At 70.2% G+C, this 25,613-nt stretch carries 28 protein-coding genes, 3 tRNA genes and 1 pseudogene; 21 read left to right on the forward strand and 11 right to left on the reverse strand.

Annotated elements, in window-relative coordinates; genetic code table 11:
• Positions 1 to 353 precede the first annotated feature (353 nt).
• From ET471_RS19045 to ET471_RS00115, 10 genes and pseudogenes are all read left to right on the forward strand, one after another.
• Positions 354 to 569, forward strand: a complete 216-nt coding sequence (locus ET471_RS19045) for a hypothetical protein (RefSeq protein ID WP_425356581.1) — start codon at positions 354 to 356, stop codon at positions 567 to 569.
• Positions 570 to 634: 65 nt separating this feature from the next.
• The gene (locus tag ET471_RS17810) at positions 635 to 1,156 is read left to right on the forward strand and encodes an RNA polymerase sigma factor (RefSeq protein WP_162616409.1); all 522 of its coding nucleotides are present in this window, start codon (positions 635 to 637) and stop codon (positions 1,154 to 1,156) included.
• The gene (locus tag ET471_RS00080) at positions 1,140 to 1,790 is read left to right on the forward strand and encodes a hypothetical protein (protein ID WP_129186043.1); all 651 of its coding nucleotides are present in this window, start codon (positions 1,140 to 1,142) and stop codon (positions 1,788 to 1,790) included. The genes ET471_RS17810 and ET471_RS00080 overlap by 17 nt, the downstream gene beginning before the upstream one ends.
• A 20-nt stretch (positions 1,791 to 1,810) precedes the next feature.
• Entirely contained in the window at positions 1,811 to 2,197 is a 387-nt protein-coding gene (locus ET471_RS00085; protein WP_129186044.1) for a hypothetical protein, read from the forward strand.
• A gap of 128 nt (positions 2,198 to 2,325) precedes the next feature.
• Complete coding sequence (locus ET471_RS00090) at positions 2,326 to 2,724, forward strand: peptidase inhibitor family I36 protein (RefSeq protein ID WP_129186045.1); 399 nt, start codon at positions 2,326 to 2,328, stop codon at positions 2,722 to 2,724.
• Positions 2,725 to 2,788: 64 nt separating this feature from the next.
• Positions 2,789 to 3,652: a hypothetical protein gene (locus tag ET471_RS00095; protein ID WP_129186046.1), complete on the forward strand. Its 864-nt coding sequence runs from the start codon at positions 2,789 to 2,791 to the stop codon at positions 3,650 to 3,652.
• 121 nt (positions 3,653 to 3,773) lie between these two features.
• Complete coding sequence (locus ET471_RS00100; protein WP_165350333.1) at positions 3,774 to 4,946, forward strand: peptidoglycan-binding protein; 1,173 nt, start codon at positions 3,774 to 3,776, stop codon at positions 4,944 to 4,946.
• The gene (locus ET471_RS00105) at positions 4,939 to 6,933 is read left to right on the forward strand and encodes an ABC transporter ATP-binding protein/permease (RefSeq protein ID WP_129186048.1); all 1,995 of its coding nucleotides are present in this window, start codon (positions 4,939 to 4,941) and stop codon (positions 6,931 to 6,933) included. The genes ET471_RS00100 and ET471_RS00105 overlap by 8 nt, the downstream gene beginning before the upstream one ends.
• Before the next feature lie 157 nt (positions 6,934 to 7,090).
• Complete coding sequence (locus ET471_RS00110) at positions 7,091 to 8,455, forward strand: IS1380 family transposase (protein WP_425356557.1); 1,365 nt, start codon at positions 7,091 to 7,093, stop codon at positions 8,453 to 8,455.
• A gap of 147 nt (positions 8,456 to 8,602) precedes the next feature.
• Positions 8,603 to 8,848, forward strand: a pseudogene (locus ET471_RS00115) (transposase); the annotation flags it as partial.
• A gap of 136 nt (positions 8,849 to 8,984) precedes the next feature.
• Here the strand turns inward: ET471_RS00115 and ET471_RS00120 are convergent.
• Both ET471_RS00120 and ET471_RS00125 read right to left on the reverse strand, forming a co-directional pair.
• A complete protein-coding gene (locus ET471_RS00120; protein ID WP_129186050.1) occupies positions 8,985 to 9,548 on the reverse strand; it encodes a PIN domain-containing protein in 564 nt (187 codons plus the stop codon).
• 3 nt (positions 9,549 to 9,551) lie between these two features.
• On the reverse strand, positions 9,552 to 10,055 hold the full coding sequence (locus ET471_RS00125) for an excisionase family DNA-binding protein (RefSeq protein WP_129186051.1): 504 nt from the start codon (positions 10,053 to 10,055) through the stop codon (positions 9,552 to 9,554).
• Between the two features lie 190 nt (positions 10,056 to 10,245).
• Here ET471_RS00125 and ET471_RS00130 point away from each other — a divergent pair, with 190 nt between their 5' ends.
• From ET471_RS00130 to ET471_RS00140, 3 genes are read left to right on the forward strand one after another with little or no spacing between them, the layout of a single operon-like run.
• Positions 10,246 to 11,292 carry an ArdC-like ssDNA-binding domain-containing protein gene (locus ET471_RS00130; protein WP_129186052.1) on the forward strand — a complete coding sequence of 349 codons (1,047 nt, stop codon included), beginning with the start codon at positions 10,246 to 10,248 and terminating at the stop codon, positions 11,290 to 11,292.
• Complete coding sequence (locus ET471_RS00135) at positions 11,289 to 11,822, forward strand: hypothetical protein (RefSeq protein ID WP_129186053.1); 534 nt, start codon at positions 11,289 to 11,291, stop codon at positions 11,820 to 11,822. Before ET471_RS00130 ends, ET471_RS00135 begins: the two co-directional genes overlap by 4 nt.
• A gap of 44 nt (positions 11,823 to 11,866) precedes the next feature.
• Complete coding sequence (locus ET471_RS00140) at positions 11,867 to 13,648, forward strand: type IV secretory system conjugative DNA transfer family protein (protein WP_207207363.1); 1,782 nt, start codon at positions 11,867 to 11,869, stop codon at positions 13,646 to 13,648.
• A gap of 145 nt (positions 13,649 to 13,793) precedes the next feature.
• On the opposite strand, the gene ET471_RS00145 is transcribed toward ET471_RS00140, so the two are convergent.
• Positions 13,794 to 14,261, reverse strand: coding sequence for a hypothetical protein (locus ET471_RS00145; RefSeq protein WP_207207303.1), 468 nt, complete (start codon positions 14,259 to 14,261; stop codon positions 13,794 to 13,796).
• Positions 14,258 to 14,515: a hypothetical protein gene (locus ET471_RS00150; protein WP_129186055.1), complete on the reverse strand. Its 258-nt coding sequence runs from the start codon at positions 14,513 to 14,515 to the stop codon at positions 14,258 to 14,260. Before ET471_RS00150 ends, ET471_RS00145 begins: the two co-directional genes overlap by 4 nt.
• A 141-nt stretch (positions 14,516 to 14,656) precedes the next feature.
• On the opposite strand from ET471_RS00150, the gene ET471_RS00155 reads away from it, so the two are divergent.
• From ET471_RS00155 to ET471_RS00170, 4 genes are read left to right on the forward strand one after another with little or no spacing between them, the layout of a single operon-like run.
• Positions 14,657 to 15,106, forward strand: coding sequence for a single-stranded DNA-binding protein (locus tag ET471_RS00155; RefSeq protein WP_129186056.1), 450 nt, complete (start codon positions 14,657 to 14,659; stop codon positions 15,104 to 15,106).
• Positions 15,103 to 15,621, forward strand: coding sequence for a hypothetical protein (locus ET471_RS00160; RefSeq protein ID WP_129186057.1), 519 nt, complete (start codon positions 15,103 to 15,105; stop codon positions 15,619 to 15,621). The genes ET471_RS00155 and ET471_RS00160 overlap by 4 nt, the downstream gene beginning before the upstream one ends.
• On the forward strand, positions 15,621 to 16,637 hold the full coding sequence (locus ET471_RS00165) for a class I SAM-dependent methyltransferase (RefSeq protein WP_129186058.1): 1,017 nt from the start codon (positions 15,621 to 15,623) through the stop codon (positions 16,635 to 16,637). Before ET471_RS00160 ends, ET471_RS00165 begins: the two co-directional genes overlap by 1 nt.
• Positions 16,638 to 16,679: 42 nt before the next feature.
• Positions 16,680 to 16,880 carry a helix-turn-helix domain-containing protein gene (locus ET471_RS00170; protein WP_129186059.1) on the forward strand — a complete coding sequence of 67 codons (201 nt, stop codon included), beginning with the start codon at positions 16,680 to 16,682 and terminating at the stop codon, positions 16,878 to 16,880.
• 55 nt (positions 16,881 to 16,935) lie between these two features.
• Here the strand turns inward: ET471_RS00170 and ET471_RS00175 are convergent, their stop codons facing one another.
• Positions 16,936 to 18,222: a tyrosine-type recombinase/integrase gene (locus tag ET471_RS00175; RefSeq protein WP_129186060.1), complete on the reverse strand. Its 1,287-nt coding sequence runs from the start codon at positions 18,220 to 18,222 to the stop codon at positions 16,936 to 16,938.
• Between the two features lie 185 nt (positions 18,223 to 18,407).
• Positions 18,408 to 19,811: a dihydrolipoyl dehydrogenase gene (gene lpdA, locus ET471_RS00180; protein ID WP_129186061.1), complete on the reverse strand. Its 1,404-nt coding sequence runs from the start codon at positions 19,809 to 19,811 to the stop codon at positions 18,408 to 18,410.
• A 72-nt stretch (positions 19,812 to 19,883) separates the two neighbouring features.
• Between lpdA and ET471_RS00185 the strand changes: the two genes are divergently transcribed.
• Entirely contained in the window at positions 19,884 to 20,744 is an 861-nt protein-coding gene (locus ET471_RS00185) for an LLM class flavin-dependent oxidoreductase (protein WP_129186062.1), read from the forward strand.
• Positions 20,745 to 20,840: 96 nt separating this feature from the next.
• On the opposite strand, the gene leuD is transcribed toward ET471_RS00185, so the two are convergent.
• Positions 20,841 to 21,482 carry a 3-isopropylmalate dehydratase small subunit gene (leuD, locus tag ET471_RS00190; RefSeq protein ID WP_129186063.1) on the reverse strand — a complete coding sequence of 214 codons (642 nt, stop codon included), beginning with the start codon at positions 21,480 to 21,482 and terminating at the stop codon, positions 20,841 to 20,843.
• Positions 21,483 to 21,513: 31 nt separating this feature from the next.
• The gene (gene leuC / locus ET471_RS00195; protein ID WP_129186064.1) at positions 21,514 to 23,037 is read right to left on the reverse strand and encodes a 3-isopropylmalate dehydratase large subunit; all 1,524 of its coding nucleotides are present in this window, start codon (positions 23,035 to 23,037) and stop codon (positions 21,514 to 21,516) included.
• A 98-nt stretch (positions 23,038 to 23,135) separates the two neighbouring features.
• Here leuC and ET471_RS00200 point away from each other — a divergent pair, with 98 nt between their 5' ends.
• From ET471_RS00200 to ET471_RS00205, 3 genes are all read left to right on the forward strand, one after another.
• The gene (locus ET471_RS00200) at positions 23,136 to 23,855 is read left to right on the forward strand and encodes an IclR family transcriptional regulator (protein WP_129186065.1); all 720 of its coding nucleotides are present in this window, start codon (positions 23,136 to 23,138) and stop codon (positions 23,853 to 23,855) included.
• Positions 23,856 to 23,975: 120 nt separating this feature from the next.
• Positions 23,976 to 24,143 (forward strand): hypothetical protein, encoded by a 168-nt coding sequence (locus tag ET471_RS17815; protein ID WP_165350334.1) that lies wholly within the window; start codon positions 23,976 to 23,978, stop codon positions 24,141 to 24,143.
• A gap of 32 nt (positions 24,144 to 24,175) precedes the next feature.
• A complete protein-coding gene (locus tag ET471_RS00205) occupies positions 24,176 to 25,030 on the forward strand; it encodes a PH domain-containing protein (RefSeq protein ID WP_129186066.1) in 855 nt (284 codons plus the stop codon).
• Positions 25,031 to 25,130: 100 nt separating this feature from the next.
• On the opposite strand, the gene ET471_RS00210 is transcribed toward ET471_RS00205, so the two are convergent.
• The 3 genes from ET471_RS00210 to ET471_RS00220 form a co-directional block, all read right to left on the reverse strand.
• Positions 25,131 to 25,203 (reverse strand) — tRNA-Glu (locus tag ET471_RS00210).
• A 30-nt stretch (positions 25,204 to 25,233) separates the two neighbouring features.
• A tRNA-Glu gene (locus ET471_RS00215) sits at positions 25,234 to 25,306 on the reverse strand.
• Between the two features lie 84 nt (positions 25,307 to 25,390).
• Positions 25,391 to 25,462: transfer RNA gene (locus ET471_RS00220), tRNA-Gln, on the reverse strand.
• Positions 25,463 to 25,613: the final 151 nt, after the last annotated feature.

The following is a 25,613-nucleotide window of genomic DNA, read 5'->3' on the forward strand; positions in this document are numbered from 1 at the left end:
CAGGCTCTCGCCTCAGGTTGCCCAGTCGCTCTTGACGGATCATCTGAAGGCCGAGGTCGACCAGCGCGAGCGGACAACTGGCTGACCGCCACCGCGCCCGAGCGATCTCCCGCTTGTCGAACCGTTCGGTCAGCGTCAGCACGGCATCGGGCGGGCCGCGTGTCGGAGACTCGACCATGCTCCGTTCGATGCGCCGTCCGCCCATCCGCCTTCCTCGACTCGCCGCAGCCCTGCTTGTTCTGTGCACGCTGTCGTTCGGTCTTGCCTCCCCTGCGGCGGCATCTGCGCCGGAAGTGATGCCCTTGAGTTCGGCTTCGTGTGCTGCCGGTCGCTTCTGCCTGTGGTCGGGCAGCATGTATGCCGGTACGTTCTACGGCACGACTGGCAACCAGAACGTGACTGGATTGTCGAGCGCAAAGTCGGTGTGGAACCGGTCTGGGCGAGCCGTCCGCGTGTTCTCGGGTGCTGCGGGCACCGGCACGTCCCAGTGCTTCGCGGCCGGGGTGCAGTCTGCGTCGGTGTCGGTGCCCGCCGGATCGGTGCGGTTCTTGACCACGACGTCGTGCTAGATCGCTTCCGTCACGGCCCTGGTCCTCAGACTGAGTTCGACGGTTTCGAGGAGTTTGCGCGTTGCGTGTACTCCTGTCTTCACGGGTACGTGCTGCGCCAGGTCGGCCCGAACGATGTCGACGACGTCGTCTCTGAGGCACTCACGGTGGCGTGGCGTCGCTGGGGCGACCGCCCGCCAACGGGGGACCGGTGCCGGGCGTGGGTGTTCGGGATCGCCCACAAGAAGGTCCTCGAGTTGTACCGCGCCCGCGACCGGGACCGGTGCGTCGTGGATGCCGTCGCGGCCCAGCCGCCTGGCGCGTCTGCGGCCGTCGACGACGTCGTGGCCACGGACCGGGTGCAGCGCTGGCTCGGCGAGTTGCCAGTGCATGAACGGGCGTCGGTGTACCTGGTGGCGATCTGCGGGTTCACCCTCGCCGAGGTGGGGATGATCCTGGGGCACCCGACCTCGACGATCAGTGCGCGGGTCACCCGCGCGCTGCGGCGGATGCGCCCGCTCGCCGACACCGAGATGGCATCCGGCGACACCGAGATGGCGCTGGTCAACACGCAGATGGAAGGGAGCGGTCGTGGCCTCGGACGATGAGCAGGTTGTCGCCGAGCTGCGCGCGCTCCTTCGCGAGCAAGGCGTGTTGCCGTTGCCTGCCGAGCACCTCCCGGACCCCGACGACGTCGAGCGGATGCTGTGGCGGATCCGGGCCGCCGATCGGCGCCGCAAGGTCACGCGGGGGGCGTGGCTGGCGTCGGCGGCCGCCGTGGTGACTGCGGTCACGCTCGCGATGACCATGGTGTTCGGGTCGGCTCCTGCGATGGCGTTCCCGGCGCCCCTGGAGTACACCATCGCTACCCCGCAGGGCGCGGCTGATGCTCCCGGCGCACACGAGGAGCTCCGCGAGGCGGCGCTAGCCGCACGGAACTACCCGCTGTCGGGCACGGGCGACGTGCACTATGTCGCACGTTCGGGATGGCTGATGTCCGTGGACGCGGGCGACGACGTCGAGGCCGACCTGGTCCCGACCGTCACGCAAATGTGGCTGGGACCAGACGGGTCGGCCCGCATGGACCAGTCACGCGGCGCCCCCTCGACCTGGACGGTCTGCTCAAGTCGACCGACACCCCAGCACCGGGTGTCCTGGAGTCCACCGACACCGCCGAAGCAGGGACCTTCGACCCGCACCTGCCCGACACGCTGCCCCGCGACCCGCAGACCCTTCGAGTAGCCCTCCTGGACCGTTCGGCGTTGCCTGCCACCGCAAGCGCTGCGGAGCGAGCCTGGACACTCGCCGCCCAGATCGCGGACCTTCATGGTCTTTACGTCATCCCGTCCGACCTCGCCGCCGCCATGTGGGAGGTCCTCGCCGACGAGCCCGCTGTCCGTCTCCTCGGGCTCACCACGGCACGCGACGGGCGACCCGCTCACGGGTTCGCCATCGCCTGGGACCGGCCCGACACGGGCGCGCACCAGGTCTTCGTGCTCCACGTCTCGACGACCACCGGTCAGCTCATTGGCACCGAGACCATCACCGTCACCGACCCGGCACTCGACGTCACGGAACCCACGGTGACCGGGTTCGAGGTCTGGCTGAGCACCGGGATGGTCGACACGATCGGGACACCCGGCCCGTGATGTGACGCACGCCATACGGAATCCTGCGTAAATCCGAGGCCCAGATGTCACGTACAGGGTGAGCGGGCCAACCGGCCACGCTCACACCGGGTCAGATACCCGGCGTCACTCGGCAAGGAGGGACAGCAATGAGCACCATCAAGAGACCGCTGCTCCGCACGACCGTGGCGGCTTGCATCGCAGCCGCCGGAGTCGTGCTGAGCACCGCGCCGGCACAGGCGGCGTACACCGACTGCGCCAGCGGGTACGCGTGCATGTGGCAGTCGACGAGCTACTCCGGAAGCCCCAACTCGTCGTTCTCGATGGAAGTCAAACTCTCCACCTCCCGCAACAAGATCAACTCCATCGTCAACAACGGCACCAAGAAGATGGCGTACTTCTACGACAACTTGGACTACAGCGGAGCCGTCGTCTTCCTGGGCAACCCGGTGATCGGGGGCCAGTGGCGGGATCCGAACCTCTCGAACGGGACGGACGCGACCCCGATCGCGTTCGCCAACCGGATCGAGTCTGCCCGGTTCCAGTAGGAGTCGGCCCAGGAAGAGGACAAGCAAAGACATGACACGGCACAAAGTCCCGGCCATTCTCGTGATGGCTGGGGCTCTGCTCGCAGGCGGTCTGATCACCGCGTGCGAGCAGAGTCCCGCATCGAGCAGCGAAGCTCTCACGGCCCAAGAGGTGGCGGCCCGCTACGGCTATGACATCGACCGTGAGACGACAACCCCCGTGTACGCGCTGGTCCCGCAGTTTCGTGATCCTGACGACATCTACGCCCGGGAGTTGCTCGGACGCGAGTGCCTGGCCGGGGTGGTCGAGTACCGTCCCTCTCGGCCCGGTGAGGACACGAACCCCACATTCGACGAACGCACGATGCAGATCGTGTTCACCGAGGAGATCGCACAGCAGTTCGGCTACCCGCAACTACGGACGATCCCGCAGCCCGACACTGCCATACCTGACTCGGTCACGATCACCGCTGAGATTCAGGCCCGGATGGTCGAGTGCGGGCAGCGAGCCGATGAGCGACTTGGCGTCGCTCCGCAGCGACTGCTCAACGCCATCGAAGCCACGGCCTGGATGGGGGTCGAGGACGACGACGCTGTGGCTCAGGCGACCACCCGATGGCGCGAGTGCATGGCTCCCGTTGGCCTGATCGACCTTCCGGATCGGCCTCAGCTCATGCCTACTGACTCGATCAGGAACGCTGCATCGCCGACGGGTCAGGACGAGTCGGACAGCGGTTCGGTCGCTGCCTCCGAGTGGGAACGCGGCATCGCAGTAGCTGACGCGCACTGCCGCACTACAAGCGGATACGACCGGGCGGTGCACGTCTCGCGGACAACCGCGGAACTGGCGGCCATCGGCGCCGACATCGAGGGGTTCGAGGCTGCCCGCGCGGAGTATGTCGAGTATCAGAAGGGCGTCGACGCCGTCATTGCGGAGCTCGGTGGTTGAGCTGTGGGCGACCCGGGCGGGCCCTGTCGGCGTGACGAGGGAGAGTTGAGTGCGTAGGTGGTTGGTGGCGCTCTTGGCGCTCGTCGTTGTCGGGGTGGGGGCGTGGGCTGCGGCGGCCCGCTTGGAGTCGCCTGATCAGGCGGCGGCGAACGCTCAGCCGCCTGCCCCGGCCCCGCTGACTGCCGTCGTGCGGGCCGGGTACTTGCACGGCGCGGTCACGATCGCGGTGACGGTGGAGCCGCAGCAGGTGCGTTCGCAGGTGGCGCCTGCGGCGCTCACGGGAGTGGTCACCGCCCAGGTGGTCGCCCCTGGTGATGTGCTGCGGCCCGGTGCTCCTGTACTGCGGGTGGATGGTCGGCCGTTGTTCGTGCTGCCGGGCGACTTCCCGTTGTACCGCGACATCGAGCCGGGTGATCAAGGCGATGATGTCGCCGCGTTGCAGGAAGGGCTGCGTGCTGCCGGGTTCTTCGCGGGGCGCACCGACGGGAGTTACGGGCCGCGGACGCAGGCGGCGGTCAAGGCGATGTACCAGGCTGCGGGGTACGAGGTGCCGCGGGCCACTGTGGAGGTCCCCGTCCCGCCCGCCGCTGACCCTCAAGCCGGCGCTGCGGCGGGCGGCGGCGACGCCGCGGAGGCCGAGGGCGTTCCGGCTGACGCCGTCCCGGCCGACGTCCCGGACCCGGCCGGGACGCGCACGGTGCCGGGCGGGCCGCGGGTGCTGCGCTCTGAGGTGCTCATGGTTGGCGGGCTGCCCGCGACGGTGCGGTCGTTGGCCGCTGTGGGCTCACAGCTGGCTGAAGGTGCCGCGGTCTTCGACGTCACCGTCGGGGACCTTGTCCTTGCCACGACCGTGCCGGGGGCGTCGGCTGGTGTGCTCGCTGTCGGTGCCGAGGCCGTGTTCGCCGGCGACGAGGGGGATGCCAGGGCGAGTGTCACGGCTATCGACCACGACGCGGAGACTGGTGATGCGCGCATCGTGCTGACCGTGTCCGAGGGCGTCATCAGTGCGGGCATCACCTACACGGTGACCATCGAGAACCCCGCAGGTGAGGATGAGGCCGGGTTGCTCGTGCCTGTGACCGCCGTCGTCTCGCGCGGCGGGGTGTCCAGCGTGTACGTCGCCGACGGGGACTCGTTCCGGGAGGTGGCCGTGACGGTCGCGGGGCAACAGGGCGGGGTGGCCGCGGTGGAGGCGCTCGACCCGGATGCCGGGCTGGTAGCGGGGGCGAGCGTGCGGATCGGCCCGGAAGCCGCAGGTGCTCCCGCGGACACGGCGGACGCCACCGATGGGTGAGGCACGCGGCGCCGACCTCGGCGAGGGTTGCCGCCAGGTACGGGCGGTGGACCAGGCGAGCGAAGCACTGATCCGGCTCGACGGTGTCACACGGCGCTTCGGGCAGGACACGGTCGCGCTGGACCGCGTGAGCCTGACAATCGCCCCTGGTGAGACCGTGGCGATCGTGGGGCGCTCGGGCAGCGGGAAGAGCACTCTGCTCAACATCCTCGGCCTGCTCGACGCCCCGGACGAGGGCACGGTCGTCGTCGACGGGCAGCCGCTGACCCGCACCGACGACGCGACCCGCACCGCGTGGCGGGCGGCGGCGCTCGGGTTCGTCTTCCAGCGCTCGCACCTCATCGGCGGGCTCAGCGTCCGCGAGAACGTCGCACTCGGGCTGCGCTACGCCGCCACCTGGGACGGCGACGAACGATCCCTCACCTCCCGCGTCGACGCCGCACTGGCCGACGTCGACCTCGGCCACCGCGCCGACGCGCGCGCCTCGACCCTGTCCGGTGGGGAGATGCAGCGGGCAGCCATCGCGCGCACGCTGGTGCGCGGAGCCCGGCTGTGGCTGGCCGACGAGCCCACCGGGAACCTCGACACCACGCAGTCCGCCGAGATCATCGAGCTGCTGCGCCTGCGCGCCCGCCAGCACGGCGCAGCGCTCGTCGTCGTCACCCATGAGCCCGACATCGCCGCCCTGCTGGACCGTGTGATCACGCTCAGCGACGGACGGGTGGTGTCGGACACCGGTGACCGCACCGGGGGCGCGCGGCACGAGAAGGTGCTGGCCTCATCGGGCGTCGTCCCCGAGCGCCACGCGGCCCTGCCCGCCGGTGCGAGAACGTCTCGCAGGATCCGTCGGCAGGTCGCCCGCACGGCACGCTTCGTGCGGCAGGGCTTCGCGGCGGGGCCGGGACGGACGCGGGCCGGGATGCTCGCCGCTGCCCTCGCCGTCGCCCTCACGGTGACCGCACTCGGGCTCTCGCAGAGCGCGGCCACCCAGGTCACGGCCATGTTCGACGCTCGCCGCGCCTCGCAGGTGACCGCGACGTTCACCCACGACACCGGCACCCCGCGCTGGGACCTCGACATCGACTCGGTGCGCGCCTTCCCCGGCGTGACGGCAGCCGAGCGGTGGCGGCAATGGGACTTCATCGCGATGAGCAACGGCGAGGTAGCCGCCACCGACGCCCAGCTCAACGCCGTCGACGCGACCCCGGCGTCGGGCTCGGACGCGCGGATCCGCTGGGCCACCTCGGCCGACACGCATCTGCGGCCCGGGGAGGTCGTGCTCGGCAAAGTCCTGGCCGAACGGCTCGGCGTCACACAGCTCGACCTCAGCCCCGAGATCACCATCGCCGGCCAACGGCTGCGCGTGTCCGGGATCCTCACCGAAGCCCGTCCCGGGACCGCCGTCGGCGCCGCCTTCGTCACCCCGGACACCGTCTCCGGGCTGCCACCGTCCTACACCACCACGGTGTTCGCCCTCACCGAGCCCGGCGCCGCCAGCCTGCTCGCCACCCGGATCGGCCTGCTCGCCGACCCCTTCGAAGAGCATCGCCTGACCGTCGACCCCGTACTCGGCGCAGACGCCTACCGCGGCCAGCTCGAAGCATCGGTGTCCGTGGCCCTGCAGGTGCTGGCCGTCGTCGCGTCCCTCGCCGGACTCGCCGGGGTGGTCCTCGTCAACATCTTGTCGGTGACGAGCCGAATCCCGGAGTTCGGGCTACGCCGAGCACTGGGATCCAGGCGCGGCGAACTCGTCGGGCTGGTCGTCGCCGAATGCGGGGTGCTCGGGCTGCTCGGTGCCGGACTCGGGTTCGCGGTCGGGTTCGCCGCCATCATGGTCGTCACCGCCGTCGCCCGCTGGCAGCCGGTCTTCGACCCCAAGTTGGCGCTCATCCCCCTCGCCGCGGTGCTTGTCTTCTCGCTCGCCGCTGCGTCCTTCCCGGCCGTCATCGCCGCCCGCACCCAGCCCGCCGACGCCGTCCGCATCTGACCGTCGAACCGGACGGATTGCGTTAGCTTCAGCCCCGATCCGCGGCGGGTCCGTGGACGGTGTGGCGCGCCGGGCCTAGATCGCCGGAGTGCCCCGCTGACTGGGATGATGTTGGTTGCGAAGACAGCATCAGTCCAAGCAGAGGGGCACCCGGTAAGTGAGAGCATGCCACGGCGTCGTGCCGGTGTTCGACGATCCCAAACTCGTGTCCGCAGCAGGCCTGGTACCGGTGCTGGAACTGGCCGAGTCGGCCGGGTTGTCCGAGGCGATCGACGAGGCGTGCACGCTGCCGGCCGCGAACCTGGCGGCGAAGGTGCGCACGGTGGTTGCGGGGATGCTGGCCGGGGCGGACAGCATCGATGACCTGAACCTGCTGCGCGCGGGTGGCACCGCCCGGGTGCTGGGTCCGGTGCGGGCGCCGTCGACGATCGGGACTTTCCTGCGTTCGTTCACCCACGGGCACGTGCTGCAACTGCACGCCGCGCACCGTCGCCTGCTGGGCGGGCTTGCCGCGAAGGTCCCCGCCCTGGTCGGGGAGGACGACCTGGTGTTCGTCGACGTGGACGACACGATCCGCGAGGTCCACGGGTACGCCAAGGATGGTGCCGGGTTCGGGTATTCCGGGGTGCGCGGGCTGAACGCGATGATCACGACGATCAGCACGCCGTCCACGGCGCCGCTGATCGCGGAGTGCTCGCTGCGTCAGGGGTCGACGAGGTCGGGCAAGAGCGCCGACTGGCACCTCAAGCGAACCCTGACGACCGTCAAGGCGGTGACCGGCCCCGCCCAGCGGGTGTGGGTGCGCGGGGACTCCGCGTTCGCCACGGCCAAGAACGTCGCAGCCGCGCTCAAGGCGGGGGCGTGGTTCTCCTTCACGATCCCGGCGTGGAGGACCGTGACCACGGCGATCTCCCAGATCCCCGAGCAGGCGTGGACCGCGATCCAGTACCCGAACGCGATCCTCGACGAGGAGACCGGGCAGTGGGTCTCCGAGGCCGAGGTCGCCGAGACCTCGTTCACCGCGTTCGTCTCCAAGAAGAAGTCCGAGCAGGTGGTCTGCCGGCTGGTCGTGCGGCGTGTGAAGCGGCTCGGGCAGGCGCCCGCCACCGGGCAGGGCGAACTGTTCGACGTCTACCGCCACCACGCCTTCATCACCAACACCACCCTGCCCGCGGTAGAAGCAGACCGGTATCACCGAGGGCATGCGATCGTCGAGCAGGTCATCGCCGAGCTCAAGGCCGGCCCCCTGGCCCACCTGCCCTCGGGGAAGTTCGCCGCGAACGCCGCCTGGCTCGCCTTCGCGGTCATGGCGTTCAACATCTCCCGCGCCGCGGCCGTCGCCGCCGGCACGGGCAAGGCCCGCATGGCCACCATGCTCCGCACGATCATCTCCACCCCGGCCCGCCTCGCGGCCACCGGGAGGCGGCTGGTCATGCACCTCCCCGACCGGTGGCCCTGGCAGGCCGCGTGGACCAGCCTGTGGGACCACGCCGTCGGCCCACCCGCCCCAGCAACGTCCTGACCACCCAGCCCCGACGGGCACGACCGGAGAACCGCAGTGGAAGAGCCGTCCAGAGCGGCGGGTTCCGCACGCCCATCTCCGGTTATCCACAACCACGCTCCCCGAAACGCCACCGACGACCATCAAGAACCATCGACGGTGGATTCAGGTTCAGGAGTCCCGAAGCCGCTCGTCGAGATCACCACCCTCGGCGCCACCCTCAAGAAGCGTGCCGCCGACGTGCTCGCGTTCTTCGACCGCCCCGGCACGAGCAACGGACCCACCGAAGCGATCAACGGACGGCTCGAGCACCTACGCGGCTCCGCCCTCGGCTTCCGGAACCTGACGAACTACATCGCCAGATCCATCCTCGAGACCGGAGGCTTCAGACCGCAACTACACCCCGCTCTGTGATGAGCCAGTTCAGTGTCCACGAGTCGTCACTCTAGAGGGGCGCGGACGAGACGAGGAAGAAGTTGCAGGTCTCGGCGCACCCAGACCGCATGCATGGACCGTCGCGGATCTCGTCACGCGGTTGCGGGCCGGCCCCTCAGAGAAGTCGGTCTCGCACGGCCGACGCGAAGTCCGGTGCGCCAGCGAGATCGAGCGCGGCAAGGACGTCGCCGACGCTGGCCGGCGGGCGCCTCATCGCAGATGCCTGCTCGGCGATGACGGCAAGGGTGCTGTTGGGATCGAGATCGAGTTGATCGAGGAGGAACTCGTCAGGCGAGAGTGCATGGATGCCCAGCGGCGCAAGCGCCGTGTCCGGGAAGTCGTCGAGGTTGCGCGTCACGACAAGCTCGGCATGGCTGCGGATGGCAGCGGCAACAACATGCCGGTCGTCCGGGTCGGGCAGCTCGAGTCCGGGCACGAGTGGCTCCCACCCTCGGACACACGCATCATCGAAAACCTCGTTCATGGCACGTAGGCGAGACTCGATCCGTGACGGCCCCAGATCGGGTCGCACCGCGCGCATCGCGCGACGCACCTCGTCAAGGATTCGCTCGCTCCACACCGGGCGGAACAGTTCACGCTCCGCGAGACGCAGAAGCGTATCGGCGAGAGCAACCGGGACCAGAACGTTCGCGTCGAGTACCGCGGCGAAGTGCGCCACCCCTCAGCCTTCGTGTCGCGCGCGGTCGAGGGCGTCGCTGTAGTCGTCGGCGGACGCGCCATAGAGGCCGTCTTCACCCGCCTGACGTGTCATCTCCTCCAGGCGAAGTCGACGCTCGATCCGACGCCGATCTCGATACTCAAGGACGTCACTGAGACGCAGTCGACGATGTCGGCCCACTCCAGGCTGCTCGTACGGCAACTGGTTGTCATCGAGGAGCTTGACGAGCGTCGGGCGGCTGATTCCCAGCAGGTCGGCCGCCTCTTGCGTCGTCAGACGCTGACTCAACGGCGCGACGGTGACCGCCTTACCTTCCTTCATCGCGCCGACGACCTGGACCAAGACCTCGTACAGCTCGATCGGCAGCGGAACCTGCTCACCGTCCGGTCCCAGCAAGACGGCCGGCTCAGCATGCGCCGCGAGGAAGTGAGAGAGCTCTAGCATCTGCGCCAGGTCCGCCGGGGGCAGAACCGGGCGCTCCTCGGGCGCAACACTCTCGATCGACATGGTTTCATCGTAGCCAGAATTCGTAAAATTCGAAAGGGCGGGTGCTGCTTGCCGTCCACACGCCGCCCCCGAACACCGGGATGCACCCCGGGTTCGCGGTTACTGGACCCATCGCCTCCCGGGTAACGCGCGGGCCTCGAGTGATCCACGCGAACACCTCCATGACGAGACCCATCAGTGGAGGCTCGTCATGCATGTCACCCGTTCCTCAACCACCGAGCGTGAGGCCAAGCTCGACGCCGTCCACGAGCAGCTCGTGGCGGCCGTCGGGGCGTTGACGACGGATGCTGACTGGCGGCGGGCCCTGGAGTTTGCGAGCCGGTTCACCAGCCGCAGCTTTTCGAACACGATGCTGATCTACGTTCAGCATGCCGCGGCGTTCGAGGCGGGCACGGTCCCCGAGCCGGTCCCGACGTATGTGGCCGGCTACCGGCAGTGGCAGTCGCTCGGTCGTCAGGTTCGGCGCGGCCAGCACGGGTACGTGATCGTGGCTCCCGTGACGCAGCGGCTCGTCGCGACGAATCCGGCGACCGGCCCGTGGCGCCGCCTCGAGCCCGGCGAGCGTGCCGCGTCGGGCGAGACGCAGCGGTCACGGCTCGTCGGCGTGCGCCCGGCGACGGTCTTCGATGTCTCGCAGACCGACGGTGATCCACTCCCCGAGCCGCCGATGCCGCAGCTCCTCGTCGGGCAGGCACCCGATGGCCTCTGGGACGGCCTTGCCCAGCAGGTCGCCGAGCGAGGGTTCCAGGTCGAGCGCGTCCCCGACGCGGTCACCATCGGTGGCGCGAACGGCCTGACCGACTACCGCGCGAGGTCGGTCTTCGTCCGCGATGACATGGACGACGCCGCCCGGGTCAAGACGTTGGCACACGAGCTGGGCCACGTCATGCTCCACGGCCCGGACAACCCGGACGCCGTCCAGCATCGCGGGATCGCGGAGGTCGAGGCCGAGTCGGTCGCGCTCATGGTCGGCGCCGCTCACGGCCTGGACACGAGCACGTACACGGTCCCGTACGTGACGACGTGGGCGTCGTCCGTTGAGGGCAAGACACCGGTCGACGTTGTCATCGAGACCGCCGACCGTGTCCGCAAGGCCGCCGTGACGATCCTTGACCGGCTCGACACGGTCCAGGTCGGCAACGGCGAACCGCCCGGCCTCCGCACCGCGACGAGGCAACCCCCGGCCGCGCCCGTGGCCTCGCAGCGCGTGCCCGCACGAAGCGGGGCAGACCTGTGAAGCACCCGACGTCCTCGCCGGGCACGCTGCGGCGCGCGTCGATCACCGAGCTCGACGACGGCACCCTCGACGTCCGCGTCGACGGCCGGCCGTTCGGCGGCGCCGCGGAGTGGGCCCCGATCGGCAAGCCCGCGATCGGGATGGTTCTCGACGTCCTGGCAGCGCACACGGGCGAGCGGACCCGCGTCGACATCCGCCTGGCCGACGGGACACAGGACTGCGAGTTCCTGATCCCCGAGGAGCACCGCCAGCACGCGAGCCCACCTGTCCCAACGCGACCCTCGCAGACGGTCCGGTACACCGGCGGCGGGTCGGTGTTCGGGGTCTCCCAGGGCGGGTTCCAGCCCGGGGAGAACGTCTCGATCGCCGTCGTCGTCTCGAACGCCGACGCCGACGCCGACGGGGTGGCGAGCCTGCGCCTACCGCCCGGGCTCCTCGCGGGGCGGCCGTTCACGATGTTGCTCCTCGGGCACACCTCCGGCTCCGTCGTCGTCCACGACCCCCACGCGCAACCCCGGAGCGCCGCGTGACCACGCCGCGGGCGACGCGATCCGGCAACGACACCCTGACGAACATGGGTCTCGGCGCCATCGTCGTCGGCCTCACACTCGCGGGGCTCCTACGCGCGGCCGCAGCCCTCACGGCCCACCTGACCGGGCACCCACAACCCCGGGGCGGGCTCGTCGTGGGCTTCCGCGTGCTCGCACACCCGAGCGACCCGGCAGGGGTGTTCGAGGTGCCGGGGCTCAGCCCGCTCGCCTACTGGTCGATCCTGGCGGCGCTTGCTCTCGCCGTCGGGGTGGTCACCGTCCTCGGCTGGCGGGTCTTCCGGCCGGGCAGCTCGCGCACAGATGGCTTCGCGACAAGGGCCGACGTCGCCCGCCACGCCTCGGCCCGGGCGCTGCTGAAGCGGTCGAGGTACCTGCGCCCGCCCCTGGACCGGCGTCGGCGGCCTACCGATGTCGGGTACCTCCTCGGCACCTACCGCGGCCGCAAACTCTGGGCCTCGGTCGAGGACTCGTTCCTCGTCATCGGCCCACCACGCATGGGCAAGGGCGAGCACATCGTCATCAACGCGATCCTCGACGCACCCGGCGCCGTCGTGACCACGTCCACCCGCCCCGACACCCTCGCCATCACGTACCAGGCTCGCGAACGTCGCGGCCCGGTCGCCGTGTTCGACCCACAACACCTCGCCCCCGGACTGGCAACCTCGCTTCGGTGGTCCCCCATCCGCGGCTGCGAGGACGAGGAGGTCGCCTCTCTACGGGCACGAGGCCTTGCGTCGACGACCGGGTTCGGCGGGCACGACACCGACAACTCCGGTTACTGGCAGGGCCTGACCCGCAACGTCCTCGAATGCCTCCTACACGCCGCCGCCCTCGCCGCCCGCTCCCCCGCCGACCTCTACCTATGGTCCAAGACCCCCGCCGCCGCCCAGGAAGCCGTCGCGATCTTCGCCGCCCACCCCGACGCGGCACCCCGCTGGGCCGAGACCCTCAACGCGCAGATCAACGCCGACCCGCGCACCCGCGACTCCGTGTGGGGCGGCGTCTCCCTCGCCCTCGGTTCCCTGAACACCCGCGCCGTGATGGACGCCGTCAGCCCCGGCCCCGGCGAGCACTTCGACCCCGAAGTGTTCCTGCGCGCGGGCGGCACCCTCTACCTGCTCGCCACCAGCGCCGGCTCGGGCGGTGTCGCACCGCTCGTCGGGGCGTTCATCGAGGACATCACCGAGACCGCCAAACGCATCGCCGCCCGGTCCCCACACCAACGACTGGACCCGCCGCTGCTCCTCGCGCTCGACGAGATCGGCAACCTCGCACCCCTGCCCACCCTGCACACGCTCATGTCCGACGGCGGCGGGTCCGGCATCACCGTCATGCCCGTCCTGCAATCCTGGGCACAGGCACGCAACGCCTGGGGCACCGAGAAGGCCAGCGCCATCTGGGACGCCGCCATCGTCAAGATCAACCTCGGCGGCTCCGCCGTCGCCCGCGACCTCCAAGACGTCTCCGCCCTCCTCGGCGACCACGACGAGACCACCCACTCCACCTCGACCAGCGCCGACGGGACCACATCCACCCAGGCATCCCTGCGCCGCGTGCCGGTCATGTCCCCGCAGGAGCTGCGCGGCATCCCCCGCGGCAAGGCACTGATCCTGCTGCGCTCCGTCGCGCCGATGGTCGCCGACTTACGACCGTGGCGGTCCCGCAAGGATCGCAAGCAGCTGCTCGCCGACCAGGCAGAGACGGAGAGCCTCCTGCGGTCGAGTCCAGCCGTTGGGCTCGCCGAAGGCGTCAAGACGCTGCGGGTTGGGCGCGCCGCGTCGCGCCGAACAACGCGTACGGACTGACTGCGGTCAGTGCGCGCCCGGCGAGTCCCACCCGGCTTCGAGCCCCAGGATCGTGCTGGCGACGTCCGTGGGCAGCAGCGTCGACCAGATGATCTCGCCCGGCTCAGGGTTCATGCCGGCGATCTCGGACGATTCAGGTTGCCAGTCATCGGCGGCCACCCCCGGCACGCAGTCCAGCAGCGTGCGAACACCGCCGGGTCGGGGATGCCTTCAGCGATGATCGCCAGGTCGTCGAGACCGTTCGACCCGTCCTCGACTCGCGCTGGATCGAGGCATAGAAGTCGCGCTGCGGGCTGTCGTTCTGGCGGCGACCAGCAGCGCCCAGCCACCACGCGCCAACCCGATCCGGGAGATCCTCAGGCCGTTCCACACGACTGAGGTGTGTCACCACCGCACGCCGGTCACCTGTCTTGACCTTGAACCAGACGCGGTCGGCCAGCGAGAGCACCCGTTCGACACCACCTGCATCGCGCTGCTTCGGGACCATCTGCGCAGCCACGACGACTGGATGATCGACCTCGTCGAGAGGCAGTCCAAGATCGGGGACATCCACGCCGAGATCACCCAGGCAGCGCCTGGTCGGGCGGACCCGTTCCGAACCGCTCTCCGTCACGCGGGCATGCCGCCGAGATCGTCGAGCTCCTCTTCGCTCAGGCCTGTCATGACGGCGACGGCTGTCTCGTCGGTGCCGTTCAACCGGCCAAGTGCCGCCTTGATCCCCGCGTTGATCTCGTCGCGGTGGGTGTCGATGTACTCACGCACTGCTGCGTCGACGATGTCCTTCTTCGAGCGCGACAGGAAATGGGCGGCGTGCGAGACAAGCTCGTCCGTCTCGGTGTCGACCTTGATCGGCGCGGTGGTCGCCATGGCGGTGCCTCCCTACGAGTCCACTAAGTATCAGAGTACCAAAGTACCCGCTGTCCCCGGTCGGTGAACGCGTCATGCACACCTGACCTCCAGGAGCGGTGACCGTCCCCCAGGCGCCGCGTGGAGTGCCCGGAGGTCACCGTGACCATCCCGACCCGGCTGTGCATCGTCGGTGAGATCGCCTCGAAGCCGCAGTGGAGGAAGACGAACCGCGGCGAGGTCCGGTTCTTCGCCCGCATCAAGGTCGTCGCCCGCCGTGAGCAGCCGGACGGCTCGATGAGCGGGCCGGCCGAGTCGTTCCACAACCTTGTCGCATACGGCCACCCCGCGGAGCGGGCCCGCACCCGCCTCCGGTACGGCGACGTCGTCATCGCCGCCGGGTTCGTGCGCGAGTACGAGTACCTGTCCGACGGCGAGGAACGCGACGGGGAGGAGTTCGTCGTCAACTGGTGGGGCCACGAGGCCTGGACCACGACGTACTCGGTGGACCGCACCCACCCGCCGACCGCGCTCCCCTTCCGACGCCGCACCCTCTCGCGCCCGGCAGCGCTGGCCGCCGCGACCGCGCGAACTGTGGCGGTGGCGCGATGACGGGCCGCGGCGGCATGCTTCCCGACGAGTTCGCGCCCGGCCCGGTGAACTGGAACGAGCTCGGCCCCGGGCAGGCCGCCGAGCAGTGGTGCACCCTGGACGCCTGGGTCACCTGGCTGCGCCGCGCCTACGGCATCTCGACCCTGGAAATCCCACCGTTCTGGCACCGGCACGACGAGCTCGTCTGGGAGCTGTCCGCGCTGCATCAGCACTGGCTCGCCTGCTACGGCGACGGCGCCTCCCTCTCGGCGCCGCTCCAGTGGCACCGCGACTTCCGCGAGGCACGCCAGCGGCTGCGCGAATGGGTCTCGGCCTGCGGCACCGCCGCGACATCGGACCGCCCGACCCTCGTCCCCACCTGGCCGGGCGACCAGAACGACGGCGTGGACGCCGGACCGGACCGCATCCTGACTGACCGCGACGAGGACTTCCGCGCCACCGTCAACGCCGACGTCGCCTACCGCGACGCCGTCCTCGCCGCCACCGTCACCACCCTCGACGAGGACGGTGCGTGATGGACTACCCCGACGCCGACATGCACCGACAAGCCGACGTCACCGCCCTGGCAGACCACATGGGCACCAGCGCCCACGACAACTACAAGGCGCTGCGCACCCCGCTCTGGCAGGCACTACGCGCCCTCGGGTTCGACGGCGGCGACGTCCTCGTCCAGGGCGACGGCGCCCCCACCCTGCTCAACCTGCCCACCGCCGTCGACCACCCCATCGACTTCATCACCGCGCACCTGACCCCACGCGTCGACGCCGACCACGCCCCGAACACCCCCGGCCTCAAGGGCGGACCCGGCGACTACGACCTCGTCATCGCCTCCCTGCCCTGGCTCGACGTCCAACTCCGCGGGACCGCCCGCCACGAACTGCGCACCGAGCTCCACCACGTAAAGACCCTCGCCGCCGTCCACCTGACCAAACCGGGCGGGCTGACCGCCATCCTCGCGAACCACTCCCTCATGGACCGCGCCCCCACCCGGGCCCGCACCGAGATCACCAACGAGGCCGACTTCCTCGGCGCCATCCGCTTCCCTGCCGGCATCCTGCGCGAACAGGCCGGCACCGACGACGTCATCGACCTGATCCTCCTGGCGAAGCCAGCCATGGGCGCCCCGACCGGCACCGTGCCGTTCACCCCCACGGTCCAGGTGACCGTCGAGCGGTTCATCACCACGATCAACCAGTACTTCGACGACCACCCCGACAACATGCTCGGCTCGCTCCGCCCCGAGATGCAGATCTGGGACACCTCCGACTACACCCTCCAAGGCGCCGGGCGCGAGGCCACCCTCGCCGAGTACCGCACCGCCTTGACCGGCATCGTCGCCCACGCCATCACCACCAGCCAGGTCCCCCAGCCTGCTAGCCGCAACGCCGACGCGGCCGTCGCAGGCGGGTGGACCATCGGCGGCGCCCGCCGCTACCTCCCCGCCGCCCTCCGCGACGCCGGAGCAGCCAGCGGGTTCCTCGACGCCCACCCGGAACCCCCGGCACCCCCTCCACCGTCGGTCGACCTCTGAGCGAAGAGCCCACGCCAAACCGCCACACGACAGGAGAATCCGATGACCACCCGAACCACCCACCACGAGCTCGTGTCGCTCCACGACGCCGCCGAGCGCTTCCATGTCTCGATCAAGACCCTTCGCCGCCGCATCGCCGACGGCACCATCACCGGCTATCGGATCGGTCGCCTCGTGCGCGTCGACCTCGACGACGTCGAACACGAACTCCTCGTCGAGATCCCCTCGGCGCGTGGCGTTTGACCACGCCTCCTCCCGACAGCGCGAGGGCGGCGCACTGCCCGGCCCCGCTGCCCAGTCACCCTGCGGTGTCGCGCACCTTCGCTCTCTTGAGCTCTGCGGCAACCGTTCGGCTCATCCGGGAGGCGAGCTCGATGTCCCGGTCCATCGTGGCCTTCTGGTATCGCAGCACGATCTTGATGTCTCCGTGCCCGCCGCGACGCATCAGCTCGGCGAGCGTCGCGCCTTCCTGCGCGAATCGCGTGAGCCCGGTGTGGCGCAGGTCGTGGAAGCGGTAGCCGTCGGGCAGGCCCGCCACCTTCGACCGCACGTTCACCCACATGTCGTTCCACACCGTTGCAGGGACGTGCGTCCTACCGCGTTCCGTGCGCGGGATGACCGGCGACGTCGGTTCCTCGCCGACGTGGGTGTCGAGATGCTCGGCCAGTCGCTTGATCATCAGCGGAGGGACAGCCATCGACCTGACCCCCTTGTCGGACTTGGGGTCGGTCAGCTCACCGGTCGTGCCGTTCTTCTGCCGCCAGACGTACAGCGTCGCAGCGGTTCGCTTCTCGTTCCAGACGATGTCCCGCCGCTGCAGCCCGAGCACCTCTCCCCGGCGCAACTGGCACCACGCCGCGAGCAGCACGCCGATGCGCCACCGGGGCGGCGCCGCTTCATAGAGCTCGTCGACCTGGATCGGCGTGGCGACGTCGTCCTCGGGCGTGTGCGTCTGGTCATGGCGCACCGATTTGCGCTGCGGAGTGGCGACGTCGGGCACCCGGTCCAGCAGGCCCTCTCGCACCGCGGCGCGAAGCACGAGCTTCAGGGTGTCGATCGCGTCGCCCGCGACACCGTTGTGGTTCGCCTCCGGGCGAAGCTGCGACGGCATCGCGACGATGCTGGCCGACAGGCGCCGCACGACGTCGGTGTCGATCTCGCGCACCTTGAGGTCCCCGAGCGGCCCGACGAGGTAGTTGTGGATCCGACCCTTGTAGGCGAGCACCGTGCCGGGCTTACGACGCCGGCCGCCCTTACCCGGCTCGGTCCGGATGGTCTCGAGCCACTGGTCCGCGAACTGCGCGAACGTGATGTCACGCCGGGCTGCCTGCTCTGCCTCATGCGCACGCCGCTCGACGGCGGCAGCGGGCGGCTCCCACGTCCCTGCGGCGATCGCGCCGTGCGTCCTGTTGAGCCATGCGCGCGCGTCCCCCTTGGTGAGGAACGTCAGCGGCCGGTCGTCCTCGGTCCGGGCGGAGTACATCCTGCCGTCGGGACCGAGGTACCGAGCCTGCCACCGCTTGGACGGCAGCTTCCGCAGTCGTCCCCACGCCTCGCGCCGCTGCTTCGCCGTCGTGTCGGCCATCGTGATCCGCTCCTGTCACTTCTCTGGTCGTGCCCCCTGCGTGCCCCTCAGATCGGGACTTCAGGGGTTCTTCTGTCTCTAGGTGTCCACCTCTCCCCGAAACGAGAAAGAGGCCCGGACCTGCGAAAACTCGCAGATCCAGGCCTCTGACCAGGTGTGATCCAGATCACGCCATACGCGTGGGATCAGAAGTTGATCATGTGCCCCGCGATGCCGTGGATGGCCTCCTGGATGGCCTCCGACAGCGTCGGGTGGGTGTGCACGTTGCGCGCGACCTCGTCGGCGGTGAGGTCCCACTTGGCGGCCAGGGTGAGCTCCGGCAGCATCTCGGAGACGTCCGGGCCGATCATGTGGGCGCCGAGCAGCTCGTTGTACTTGGCGTCGGCGACGATCTTGACGAAGCCCGTCGGGTCGCCGAGGCCGTGGGCCTTGCCGTTGGCCATGAACGGGAATGAGGCGACCTTGACGTCATACCCCTCGTCGCGTGCCTGCGCCTCGGTGAGGCCGAACGACGCGACCTGCGGGGAGCAGAACGTGGCGCGCGGCATCATGCGGTAGTCGCCGAGCGTCATGGTCTCGGCGCCGGCGATGGTCTCGGCGGCGACGACGCCCATGGCCTCGGCCACGTGGGCGAGCATGAGCTTGGCGGTGACGTCGCCGATGGCGTAGACGCCGGGCACGTTGGTGCGCATGTGGTCGTCGATGGCGATGGCGCCGCGGTCGGTCAGGGCGACGCCGGTGTTCTCGAGGCCGAAGCCCTTGACGTTCGGGGCGAACCCGACGGCCATGAGCACCTTGTCGACGGTGAGCTCGCCGGCCTTGCCGTCCTTGACGCCCTGGTACGTGACGGTCACGGACGAGCCGTTGTCCTTGACGGTCTGCACGGCCGTCGAGGTCAGGATGGTGACGCCGAGCTTCTTGTACTGCTTGGCGATCTCCTTGGAGACGTCCGCGTCCTCGTTGGGCAGCGCACGGTCGAGGAACTCGATGATCGTGACGTCCACGCCGTAGTTCTTCAGGACGTACGCGAACTCCATGCCGATGGCGCCGGCGCCGACGATGGCGATCGACTTCGGCAGCTCGCGCGTCATGATCTGCGTCTCGTACGTCACAATGTTGTCGGAGAGCTGGACGCCCGGCAGCAGGCGCACCTCCGAGCCGGTGGCGATGATGACGTTGTCGGCGGTCACGGTCTCCGTGGTGCCGTTGTTCAGCGCGACCTGGATGGTCTTCGCGTCGACGAACGTGCCACGGCCGTCGTACTCCGTGATCTTGTTCTTCTTCATCAGGAAGTGGACGCCCTTGGTGCGGCCGTCCGCGACCTCGCGCGAGCGGTCCCACGCGCGCCCGAAGTCGAAGCTGACCTCGCCGGACATCCCGAAGAAGTCCTTCTGCGTGTGGAAGATGTGCGCGAGCTCCGCGTTGCGCAGCAGCGCCTTGGAGGGGATGCAGCCCACGTTGAGGCACACACCGCCCCAGTACTTCTCCTCGATGATCGCGACGGACTTGCCGAGCTGGGCAGCCCGGATGGCGGCGACGTAGCCACCCGGTCCCGCCCCGAGGAGGACGACGTCATAGTGAGAAGCCATGGCGCTAGCCTATTGCGCCGCACAGCGGATGCTGACGCGACGTGTGTCACAGCCTGCTCGTACGTTGGGCGCATGAAGATCGGTCTGATCGGCAGCTATGGCACGCCCGCCCAGATGGTCCGGCTCGCCCGCGAGGCTGAGCAGCACGGGTGGGACGGCTTCTTCACCTGGGACGGGGTGAACCTCGACGAGGAGGGCTTCGACTCCGTCCCCTGCTACGACCCGTTCGGCATCCTCGCCGCCGCCGCCGTCGTCACCGAGCGGATCACGCTCGGGGCGATGGTCTTCGCCCCGCCCCGGCACCGCCCGTGGGAGCTGGCGCAGCGGGCCCTGACGGTCGACCACCTGTCCGGCGGGCGCCTGGTGCTCCCCGTGGGCGTCGGGACGCCGACCGACCGCGCGTTCCTCTCCGTGCACGGCCAGCCGTCCGCGCTGCGCGACCGCGCCGAGCTGCTCGACGACGTGCTCGGCTGGCTGGAGCGGTCATGGTCGGGCGAGGAGTTCTCGTTCGAGGGCACCCACATCAGCACCGGCCCGTTCCGGTTCCCGCAGCGGCCCGTCCACGGGCGCATCCCCGTGTGGCCGGTCGCCGTGTGGGACGCAGCCAGGCCGCCCCAGCGCTCGCTGGACCGCGCGCTGCGCTGGGACGGCGTCGTCCCGCAGGTGCGCGGTTCGAACCCCGACGAGGCCGAGGCCGGCCCGGACGCGGTCGCCGAGCTGGTCGCGTGGGCGGCCTCGCGCCGCGACCCCGCGACGCCGTGGGAGGTGGTCGTCCAGGGCAAGCTCTCCGCCGACGACGGCGAGGCGCGCGAGCAGCTCGCCGCTGCAGCGGACGCCGGTGCCACCTGGTGGGTCGAGAGCTGGTGGGACCCGGGCACGGTGACTCCGGAGCACCTGCTGACCCTGGCCCGCAGGCGGCTGCCACGGGGCTAGAGATGCGGTCGGGCCGAGGCTCCCGGTGCGGGTCGAGGCGTGAAGCGCTCGACGCGAACCGGAACCCTCGACCCGATCTCGCTCAGTGGCGGCTCGTCAGACCTGTGCCGGGCGGGCCGGCTCGATCTCGACCTTCTCCCAGTGCTTGGCCGGGAGGGTCTTCGGGCGCCACGGCTCGCGCTCGGCCTCGAAGGCGGTGATGGCCTCCTCGTTCTGGAGGGTCAGGCCGATGTCGTCGAGGCCCTCCATGAGGCGCCAGCGCGTGTAGTCGTCGATCTGGAACGGCACGGTGATGTCGTCCGCGTGGACGGTGCGCGCCTCGAGGTCGACGGTCACCTCGGTGCCGGGGTGGGTCTCGAGGATCTTCCACAGGAGCTCGATGTCCTCCTGCGCGACAATGCCGGCGACGAGGCCCTGCTTGCCGGAGTTGCCGCGGAAGATGTCCGCGAACCGGGAGGCGAGGACGACGCGGAACCCGTAGTCCTTCAGGGCCCACACCGCGTGCTCACGCGACGAGCCGGTGCCGAAGTCGGGGCCGGCGACCAGCACGGAGCCGGTCTTGTAGGCGTCCTGGTTCAGCACGAACGCAGGGTCGCCGCGCCAGGCGGCGAACAGCGCGTCCTCGAACCCCGTGCGGGTGATCCGCTTGAGGTAGACGGCGGGGATGATCTGGTCGGTGTCGACGTTGCTGCGGCGCAGCGGCACCCCGACGCCGGTGTGGACGGTGAACTTCTCCATGATCCGGGTTCCTTCGTGCGTAGAGGTGCGGTCAGCGGGCGGCGACGGGCAGGCCGAGGTCGACGACGACGGGCGCGGAGCCGTCGAAGCCGGAGGCGCCCACGCCGTCGAGCGGCGTGCCGTCGAACGTCGTGAGGTCGACGTCGCCCAGGTCCTCGATGTCGCTCAGCGACGACAGCGTGCCGCGGATCGCGGTCGCGGCCGCGACGAGCGGCGACACGAGGTGCGTGCGGCCGCCCTTGCCCTGGCGACCCTCGAAGTTGCGGTTCGACGTCGACGCCGAGCGCTCCCCCGGCGCGAGCTGGTCGGGGTTCATGCCGAGGCACATCGAGCAGCCGGCGTTGCGCCACTCCGCACCGAAGTCCTTGAAGATCGTGTCGAGGCCCTCGGCCTCGGCCTGGAGGCGCACGCGCGCCGACGCCGGGACCACGAGCACGCGGACACTCTCGGCCTTGGTGCGGCCGTTGAGCACCTTGGCGACGGAGCGCAGGTCCTCGATGCGGCCGTTGGTGCACGAGCCGATGAACACCGTGTCGACCTTGACGTCGCGCAGCGGGGTGCCGGGCTCCAGGCCCATGTACTCCAGGGCGCGCTCGGCGGCGACGCGCTCGTTGGCGTCGGCGATCTGGTCCGGCACGGGCACGTTGGCCGACAGGGGCAGGCCCTGGCCGGGGTTGGTGCCCCAGGTGACGAAGGGCTCGAGGTCGGAGGCCTTGAGCACGACCTCGGCGTCGAACGTCGCGTCGTCGTCGGACCTGAGCGTCTTCCAGTACTCGACCGCGGCGTCCCATTCGGCGCCCTCGGGCGCGTGGGGGCGGCCCTGGAGGTACTCGAACGTGGTCTCGTCCGGGGCGATCATGCCGGCGCGCGCGCCGGCCTCGATCGACATGTTGCAGATGGTCATGCGGGCTTCCATCGACAGACGACGGATGGCCTCGCCGCGGTACTCGAGCACGTAGCCCTGGCCGCCGCCGGTGCCGATCTTGGCGATGATCGCCAGGATGATGTCCTTCGACGTCGCGCCGGCGGGCAGGTCGCCGTCGACGGTGATGGCCATGGTCTTGAACGGCTGCAGCGGCAGGGTCTGCGTGGCGAGCACGTGCTCGACCTCGGACGTGCCGATGCCGAACGCGAGAGCGCCGAAGGCGCCGTGCGTCGAGGTGTGAGAGTCGCCACAGACGACGGTCAAGCCGGGCATGGTCAGGCCGAGCTGGGGGCCCACCTGGTGGACGATGCCCTGGTCCGAGTCGCCGAGCGAGTGGATGCGGACGCCGAACTCCTGGGCGTTCTTGCGGAGCTGGTCGATCTGCGTGCGGCTCGTGAGGTCCGCGATCGGCAGGTCGATGTCGAGCGTCGGGGTGTTGTGGTCCTCGGTGGCGATCGTGAGGTCGGGGCGGCGCACGGGGCGTCCGGCCAGGCGCAGGCCCTCGAAGGCCTGCGGCGAGGTGACCTCGTGGAGGAGGTGAAGGTCGATGTAGAGCAGGTCGGGCTCTCCGTTCGCCCCGTGGCGCACGAGGTGTGCGTCCCAGACCTTCTCTGCCAGAGTGCCGGCCATCCTCAATCCCTTCTCAGGTCCCCTTCAGACTGGTGGTCGCCAGGGGCTCGGTTACCTCGGACTTGCAATCTCACGTGCCGAGACGGCAATATCGCCTTATGGACGATACTAGCGGAGTCGGCGTTCTTGACAAGGCCGCGTCCGTGCTCGGCGCTCTGGAGTCGGGTCCGGCCACCTTGGCCCAGCTCGTGGCCTCGACGGGCCTCGCGCGCCCCACGGCACACCGCCTTGCCGTCGCGCTCGAGCACCACCGCCTCGTGGCACGCGACATGCAGGGACGCTTCATCCTGGGACCCCGGCTCAACGAGCTCGCGACGGCCGCCGGGGAGGACCGCCTGCTGGCGGCCGCCAACCCGGTGCTGATCGCGCTGCGCGACCACACCGGCGAGTCCGCCCAGCTGTACCGCCGCCAGGCCGACCACCGCGTGTGCGTCGCCGCCGCCGAGCGTCCGGTCGGCCTGCGCGACTCGATCCCGGTCGGCGCGACGCTCACGATGCACGCCGGCTCGGCCGCCCAGATCCTGCTCGCCTGGGAGGAGCCCGACCGCCTGCACCGCGGCCTGCGCGACGCCGTCTTCACGGCGACGATCCTGTCCGGCGTGCGCCGGCGCGGGTGGGCGCAGTCCGTCTCGGAACGTGAGCTCGGCGTCGCGAGCGTCTCGGCGCCCGTGCGCGGCCCGTCCGGCAAGGTGGTCGCCGCCGTCTCGGTCTCCGGACCGGTCGAGCGCCTCACCCGCCAGCCCGGCCGGCTGCACTCCGCCGCCGTCGTCGCCGCCGCGAACCGCCTCACCGAGGTGCTGCGGCGCGCCGGCGAGTGAGCGCGACGTCTCAGGTGCCGCGGCGCGCCGCAGAATGAGCCGTTCCCCCGTCGCGGACGTCAGTACGCTGCGGGGGAACGGTGCGACCGCCGCACCCGTGCCGACCTGCGTGAGGACCCGATGCCGGCAAAGGCCAAGACCGCTCTGATCTGGCTCGTCGTGATCTTCCTGATCTACGCGATCGTGAAGAGCCCCGACCGCGCCTCCGAGATCGTCCTCGCCCTGTTCGACGTCATCAAGAACGCCTTCGTGGCGATCGGGCAGTTCTTCGGCAACCTGGTCTCCTGACGCCGGGGCGTCCGATGCTGCCCCAGCCACGCGTGAGCATCAGCGGGAACCACGACCTGCGGCGGTACGTCCTGCCCTCGGAGACGGTGGTGCTCGCCACGCGCCGCCACTGGGCGTCGCTCCTGGAGCCGATCGCGACGACGGTCGCCGTGTTCCTCGCCGTCGCCGGCATCGTGTTCGTCGCGCCCCCGGACCTGCAGCCCGTGGTCGGCTGGCTCTGGTTCGGGTGGCTGTACACGCTGGGCCGGCTGGGCTTCCGCTGGTTCGAGTGGCGTCACGAGTGGTTCGTGTCCACGGACAAGCGGCTGCTGCTGCTCTACGGCCTCGTGATCCACAAGGTCGCGATGATGCCGCTGACCAAGGTCACGGACATGGGCTACTCGCGCACGCCGCTGGGCCAGCTGCTCGGCTACGGCCGGTTCGTCATGGAGTCCGCCGGCCAGGACCAGGCGCTGCGGCAGGTCGACTACGTGCCGCACCCCGACGCCACGTACCGCACGCTGTGCGCAGAGATCTTCCGCCCTGCGGGCGGCCGGCCTGGGCCCGATGGCGGAGCGCGGCCGCCGGCGCCCGGCGGGCTCGCGCCGGGCGGCGCCGCACAGCTGCCGGTCGTCATCGTCCCCGGACGGCCCGACCAGACCGACCCGCGCCCGACGACGCAGCCGATCGCCGTCGTCGGACGCTCCGGTGCCGCGGCGCAGCCAGGGACGGGGTTCGTGCCGCCCGCGGTGACACCCGGGCTGCCCGGGACGCCGGGCTGGCCCGCAGGACCGGCAGGCGCGGCGGCGACACCCGCGGGGCCCGGCACCGCCGGGTCCGCCGTGCCCCCGTGGGAGTCGCCGCGGGACTGGAAGCGACCCCGGCCCTACGACCCGGACCCGCACTGAGACCGCGCCCGCGCGACCCGTCCCGGAGGCGGCCTCGAGAACGACGCCGTCCCCGGGAACGACGAAGGCCCGATCCACGTGGACCGGGCCTTGCGATACGTACCCCCAGCGGGATTTGAACCCGCGTTACCGCCGTGAGAGGGCGGCGTCCTAGGCCGCTAGACGATGGGGGCCTATGACTCCGTTCGCGGACGAACGGCGCGTACCCCCAGCGGGATTTGAACCCGCGTTACCGCCGTGAGAGGGCGGCGTCCTAGGCCGCTAGACGATGGGGGCCTATGACTGCCGGTCCTTGCGAACCGACTGCCGGAGAATCCTACCCGACCCTCAGCGATGCTGAGGACGAGGTGGATCTCTGAGCTGGGGTACCAGGACTCGAACCTAGAACAACTGAACCAGAATCAGCCGTGTTGCCAATTACACCATACCCCATGGTGGTATCAGCCCCGCGGTCTCCCTCAGGGCCAACAGCGGTAAACACTACCGGACGCGGGTCCCGTCCACCAAAACGAAGCCGCGACTCCCGGTCGTGTCCTCCGTCACGAGCCCGCCCGGCGGCCTCCCGGGTGACGCTGACCAGCCC

Source organism: Xylanimonas protaetiae, assembly GCF_004135385.1.
GTDB classification, from domain to species: domain Bacteria; phylum Actinomycetota; class Actinomycetes; order Actinomycetales; family Cellulomonadaceae; genus Xylanimonas; species Xylanimonas protaetiae.